The 6,064-nt window shown below is 69.3% G+C and carries 6 protein-coding genes; 2 read left to right on the top strand and 4 right to left on the bottom strand.

Features of this window, described 5'->3' with window-relative positions; genetic code table 11:
* Nucleotides 1–646: M15 family metallopeptidase (locus A4X17_RS17315; RefSeq protein ID WP_064296892.1), on the top strand; the 646-nt coding region annotated here is incomplete at its 5' end.
* 137 nt (nt 647–783) lie between these two features.
* Here A4X17_RS17315 and pgm read toward each other — a convergent pair.
* The 4 genes from pgm to A4X17_RS17295 all read right to left on the bottom strand — a co-directional run bounded on the left by pgm (nt 784) and on the right by A4X17_RS17295 (nt 4,811).
* Nucleotides 784–2,403, bottom strand: coding sequence for a phosphoglucomutase (alpha-D-glucose-1,6-bisphosphate-dependent) (pgm, locus tag A4X17_RS17310; protein ID WP_064296891.1), 1,620 nt, complete (start codon nt 2,401–2,403; stop codon nt 784–786).
* 28 nt (nt 2,404–2,431) lie between these two features.
* Nucleotides 2,432–2,872 carry a type II toxin-antitoxin system VapC family toxin gene (locus tag A4X17_RS17305; RefSeq protein WP_231884428.1) on the bottom strand — a complete coding sequence of 147 codons (441 nt, stop codon included), beginning with the start codon at nt 2,870–2,872 and terminating at the stop codon, nt 2,432–2,434.
* 2 nt (nt 2,873–2,874) lie between these two features.
* Entirely contained in the window at nt 2,875–3,117 is a 243-nt protein-coding gene (locus A4X17_RS17300; protein WP_064296889.1) for a ribbon-helix-helix protein, CopG family, read from the bottom strand.
* 125 nt (nt 3,118–3,242) lie between these two features.
* The gene (locus A4X17_RS17295; RefSeq protein ID WP_064296888.1) at nt 3,243–4,811 is read right to left on the bottom strand and encodes an alpha/beta hydrolase; all 1,569 of its coding nucleotides are present in this window, start codon (nt 4,809–4,811) and stop codon (nt 3,243–3,245) included.
* Nucleotides 4,812–5,100: 289 nt separating this feature from the next.
* Between A4X17_RS17295 and pheA the strand changes: the two genes are divergently transcribed.
* Nucleotides 5,101–6,063 (top strand): prephenate dehydratase, encoded by a 963-nt coding sequence (pheA, locus tag A4X17_RS17290; protein ID WP_064296887.1) that lies wholly within the window; start codon nt 5,101–5,103, stop codon nt 6,061–6,063.
* Nucleotide 6,064 lies beyond the last annotated feature (1 nt).

Genomic DNA, 6,064 nt, shown 5'->3' with positions numbered 1-6,064 from the left:
CCCCACGCCCACGCCGACGGAGACGGTTCCGGTCGCGCCCCCCGCCCCGCCGGCGTTCGACAAGGCCGCCTACTCGATCGATGACCCGCTGAGCCCGTGGGTGGTCGTCAACAAGACCCGGCCGCTGAACCCGGTCGACTACACGCCACCGGACCTCGTGTCCGTCCCCGTCGCCCACACCTGGGACCCGCTGTTGCGAGCCGAGGCCGCCGCCGCGATCGTGCAGCTGTTCGACACCGCCTCAGCCGAGGCCGGCCTGTCGCTCGCTTCGAACAGCGCGTATCGCAGCTACTCGAGCCAGGTGTCGGTGTACGACAGCGAACCCGACGACTCGACGACCGCGCGCCCCGGCTACAGCGAGCACCAGACCGGCTGGACGATGGACATCGGTGCCGAGAGCGGCAACTGCTCGCTCAACACCTGCTTCGGCGACACGGCGGAGGGGCAGTGGCTCGCCGCGAACGCCTACCGCTTCGGGTTCATCCTGCGGTACCCGGCCGACAAGGTCGACGTCACCGGCTTCTCGTTCGAGCCGTGGCACTACCGCTACATCGGCGTGCCGCTCGCGACCGAGATGCACAACACGGGCGTGACGACGCTCGAAGAGTTCTTCGGGCTCCCGGCGGCTCCCGGATACCTGAACTAACCCTCCGACAGGCTCAGGGACCGGGTAGCGGCTCAGGGACCGGGCGTCCGCTCAGGGACCGGGGTAGCGTCAGGGAAGACCGGTCACTGAGCCTGTCGAAGTGCGCCCTTCGACAGGCTCAGGAACCAGGAGATGAGCTAGGCGCCGAGGGCGGCGTCGACGATCTGCTTCGCCTCCGCCTGGACGAGCTTGAGGTGCTCCGCGCCCTTGAACGACTCGGCGTAGATCTTGTAGACGTCCTCGGTGCCGGACGGACGCGCGGCGAACCACGCGTGCTCGGTCACGACCTTGACACCGCCGATGGCCGCGTCGTTGCCCGGCGCGTGGCTGAGCTTCGCGACGATCGGGTCGCCGGCGAGCTCGGTCGCCGTGATGGCGTCGCCGTCGAGCTTGCCGAGCCGTGCCTTCTGTTCCTTCGAGGCTGCGGCGTCGACACGCTCGTACACGGGGTCGCCGAAGCGCTCGGTCAGTTCGCGGTAGAGCACCGACGGGGTCTTGCCCGTCACGGCGAGGATCTCCGCGGCGAGCAGGCAGAGGAGGATGCCGTCCTTGTCGGTGGTCCACACCGAGCCGTCGAAGCGGAGGAAGCTCGCGCCGGCGCTCTCCTCGCCACCGAAGCCGACCGAACCGTCGACGAGACCGGGGACGAACCATTTGAAGCCGACCGGGACCTCCCAGAGGCGGCGTCCGAGGGACTCGGCCACGCGGTCGACGACCGACGACGACACGAGGGTCTTGCCCACGGCGGCGTCGTCGCGCCAGCCCGGCCGGTTCGCGTAGAGGTAGTCGATCGCGACGGCGAGGTAGTGGTTGGGGTTCATGAGCCCGGCGTCGGGCGTGACGATGCCGTGGCGGTCGGCGTCGGCGTCGTTGCCGGTGAGGAGGTCGAACTCGTCGCGTCGTGCGACGAGCGCCGCCATGGCGGAGGGCGACGACGGGTCCATGCGGATCTTGCCGTCCCAGTCGAGCGTCATGAACGCCCAGGCCGGGTCGACGTGCGGGTTCACGACGGTGAGGTCGATCTCGTAACGGTCGGCGATCGCCTGCCAGTAGTGGACGCTCGCACCGCCGAGGGGGTCGGCGCCGATGCGGATCCCGCTGCGCTTGATGGCGTCGAGGTTGATGATGTGCTTCAGATCGTCGACGTAGTTGCCGCGGAAGTCGTACGTCTCGACGGCGGACGGTTCCGCCATCTTGACGTCGTGCAGCCCACCGGCGATGAGCTCGTTGGCGCGGTTCGCGATCCAGGAGGTCGCGTCGGAGTCGGCAGGTCCGCCGTGCGGGGGGTTGTACTTGAAGCCGCCGTCGGCCGGCGGGTTGTGGCTGGGCGTGACGACGATGCCGTCCGCCTGGTCGCCGTTGCCTTCGGCGTTGTACTTGAGGATCGCGTGGCTGAGCGCGGGGGTCGGCACGAAGTCGTCGAACTCGTCCACCAGGACGCGCACACCGTTGGCGACCAGGACCTCGAGCGCCGTCGTCTGCGCCGGCCCACTGAGCGCGTGGGTGTCGGATCCGATGAAGAGCGGCCCGGTGATCCCCTGGCTCGTGCGGTACTCGACGATCGCCTGCGTGGTCGCGGCGATGTGGTCCTGGTTGAACGCGGTGTTCAGCGAGGAGCCGCGGTGGCCGGAGGTGCCGAACACCACCCGCTGCTCGGGGATCGAGACGTCCGGCTTCAGCGTGTAGTAGGCGTCGATGAGCGACGGGACGTCGATCAGATCTGCTTCGGTGGCGGGGGTACCTGCGCGATCGTTCATCGCACCAGTCTGGCAGGAACGACCGATGTCAGGAAGGCGCTTGACCCGTGGCGAGTGGCGATTCCCACCGGAGGTCCGGGAAGCGCGCGAAGTCGCGATCGAGCGTCACGAAGGTGGCCCGGTGTTCGATCGCGAGTGCGGCGTGGGCCGCGCCCGAGACGAGGTTGCCTCGGGCCTCGACCGCTGCACAGAGCGAGGTGAAGACCGTCCAGAACGACGGGCCAGGGCGGACCACCTGGACCCCGGGCTCGTCGCGGAGTCGCTGCATCTGGTCCAGCGCGACGGAGATCGGAGTGGGATCGACGAAGATCCGACGCTGGGTCACGATCCGGATGTACCCCGCGAGCACGGCTTCGCTGACGCCCAGGGGCTCTCTCGATCGGACGGCATCTTCCAACCAGGTTGCGAGCGTGCGGTGGTGTTGTGAGTCGGGTCGGAACGCGCCGATGAGGACGTTGGTGTCGACCACCTTCACTCGAAACCGTCCATGATGTCCTCGAGTTGCGCGTTGTTCGTGAGGCCGATTCCTGGGTGGGGTCCTCCCCGGCCGTACGGCACGACCTTGTACGGCTCCCGCTCGGGCGGTGCGGCTGCTGCGGCCAGCTTCGCGCGCAGGGCCTCCTCGATGTAGGCGGTCACGGTCTTCCCCTCCTGCGAGGCGTGCTCGCGGACGGCCTCGTAGAACTCGTCGGCGAGTCGGATGGTCGTTCGCATCACCCGAGCCTACGAAGGCGTATGTCGGTATGTCAACGACGCTACCTTCTCCCATCGGTGCAGGGGTGAGCCGACACGGATCTGTGGAGTGGGCGCTGCTCCAGGTACCTGTGGAGGGCCGTCGACTAGTGCGTGGCGAGGAGCGCCGCGGCCGAGGCGGAAGCGGAGGTGGTCGTGGAGGAGCTCGTCGTGGAGGCGCCCGCCCCGACGCTCGCGGCATCCGGCACGGAGCCGCGCTGGTGGGACGACCCGGGCGTCGTCAGATCGGCGACCGCGGACGCCTGACCCGTGACGATGCGCTGGATCGCGTAGAGGCTCTCGGTCGCCGGCCCGAGGTACTTCCCCCGGTCGTCGGCGTTGCTCGACCCGACCGCGTTGTGCCCGTCGACGGCGCCGAGGTGGTCGCCGTCGCCGAGCGTCAGGCCGTCGGAGCCGAAGGTGGTCGCGCCCCAGGAGCTCATCGCAGGATCGGCTCGACCGGACAGGAACTGGCCGAGACCGGCGAGGGTGTCGGCGCTCGCCTGGGAGGCGTACACGCGGCCGGCCGGGACGTGCAGATCCTCGATCCCGATCTCCGTCGGGATGCCGGCCGAGCCGAGCATGACGAAGTCGTCGACGTGGTAGTCGCCGGACGCCAACGCCAGCGAGGCCGTCGCCGTGCCGTAGGAGTGCGCCACGACGCTCAACTGGGAGACGATGCCGCGCGCGGAACGGACGGCGTCGTATCCGGCGAGCACTCCGGCGAGCAGGGGTGCCCCTTCGACCGCCCGGTCGTTCGACGGCACCTCGAGCGCGCTCGGGCTGTGTCCGCCGATCCAGAGGATGACCGCGCTGTCGGCTGCGGCGCTCTGGATGCGCTTCGCCCCGCGCAGGTAGTCGTCGAGTTCGAGGGCGCTGCTGTTCATCCCGGGGACGAACACCGTGACGTAGGCGGCGGTGTCCACGTCTCCCACGGCGACAGCGACCCGCGGGGGTCCGGAGCCGCCCGCCTGCAAGGTGATGAGGTACTCCGGCTGGAGGCGGGCGGCGATCGCGTCCGGCGAGTACCGGTCGACGAGCAGCTTGATCGCGTCCAGGCGCGACAGGGTCGTGGCGAGGGCCGCCGAGTCCGCCTGCCCGTCGACCTGGTCGCTGCTCACCGTCAGCGAGCGGTAGCTCGCCTCGGTGTCGGCGAGGAGGCCGGCGAGGCGGGAGACGTTGGCCGTCGCCCGGTCCGTGTAGGCGACGCCCTCGAGGTTGCCGATGACCGCCGGGTAACCGGTGATGAGCAGTGCGCGGTAGCCGGGAGCGAGCTCGGTCCACAGCTGCGCGACCTGCGATGAGGACATCGTCGTGAGGGCCGTCGCCGCCGCAGCGAGGTCGCCGGCGTAGGCGGTGGTGAAGGCGGCGGCCGTCATCGTCGGGACGGAGGAGGCCGCCGGTGCGAAGTCGGTGGCGGAGATCGCGGTCGCGCCGGCGGTCGAGGTCTGCGTCACCGTGACGACGCCGGCCAGGATCGCGGCGATCGCGATGGTCATGACGAGCGACTTGACGAGAGTCGCGCGGGCCGCCGAGATCGGCCGGTGCACCCAGGCCGGCAGCGACAACGACGGGAGGTTCCAGGAGGAGCCGAGGCTGAACACGGCCTCGCCGCCGCTCGCCAGGTTCAGCCGTGGAGTGGACCGCGGGGCGGCGTCGGTGAAGACACTCGTCACGTCACTCCTGTTCCTGTCTCAGCCCGTCGGGTGGAGCCTCACGCGACATGGGTCACGCATCGAGATCGGGGAGACGAACGGCCGTGAACTCGCTTCCCGAGACGAGCGGCAGCGCTCAATACACCCTTGTATCCATTGTGGCGGGTATTGGCGTGATTTGAATAGCTCAAAACGGGGGGTATCGGGGCCGAAACGGCCCGATCTTCCTGGAAATCACCCGAATGTGACCTGGATGGGAGTCAACGGCCGTTCCAGAGCGTGTCGCAAAGCACACGGTACGCTCGGAGGCATGCCAGCCGCACCCGCCGACGACGCCCTCCGGAGCTACAGTTTCCTCGGTCCGAGCGGGACCTTCACCGAGGTGGCGCTCGGCCAGGTCGAGGAGGCCAAGGGTCAGATCTGGAAGCCCGTGTCGAACGTCGGCGAGGCGCTCGGCGACGTCCTCGAGGGCCGCAGCACGGCCGCGGTCATCGCCATCGAGAACTCGGTCGACGGGGGCGTGTCGGTGGCGCAGGATGCACTCGCCACGATGCCCGGTCTCCGCATCGTCGGCGAAGTGCTCGTGCCGGTGAACTTCGTACTCGTCACCCGCCCCGGAACCCGCCTCGAGGACGTCGCGGTCGTGAACGCGCACCCCGTCGCCTACGGGCAGTGCCACCTCTGGCTCGACGCCAAGCTGCCCTCGCACGGACACATCCCGGCGTCGAGCAACGTCGCCGCCGCAGCCTCCCTGCTCGACGGCACCTCGACCGCCGACGCCGCGGTCGCCCCGCCCGGCATCGTGAACCACTACGACCTCGACGTCCTCGCGGAGAACATCGGCGACAACCCGAACGCCGTGACCCGCTTCGTCGTCGTCAGCCGTTCACGGGAGATCCCGGCCAGGACGGGCGCCGACAAGACGAGCCTCATCGTCGAGTTGCCGAACGACGAGTCCGGCTCGCTGCTCGGCATGCTCGAGCAGTTCTCCACGCGAGGTGTGAACCTGAGTCTCATCGAGTCCCGGCCCATCGGCGACGCGCTCGGCCGCTACCGCTTCGTGATCGACGCCCTCGGCCACATCGAGGACGAGCGGATGGCCGACGCCCTGCTCGGGCTCCGGCGGTTCAGCCCGAACGTGATCTTCCTGGGCTCGTACCCGAGCGCCGACCGCACCGCCGTCGACTACCACTCGCGCTACAACGACGAGGTGTTCATCGAGGCCCGTGACTGGTTGCGCGGGCTGCTGTCGGCGGAGCCACTCGAGGACTGAG

The organism is Plantibacter sp. H53 (assembly GCF_001650455.1).
Lineage (GTDB): Bacteria > Actinomycetota > Actinomycetes > Actinomycetales > Microbacteriaceae > Plantibacter > Plantibacter flavus_A.
This window is presented reverse-complemented; position numbering and strand designations above follow the sequence as displayed.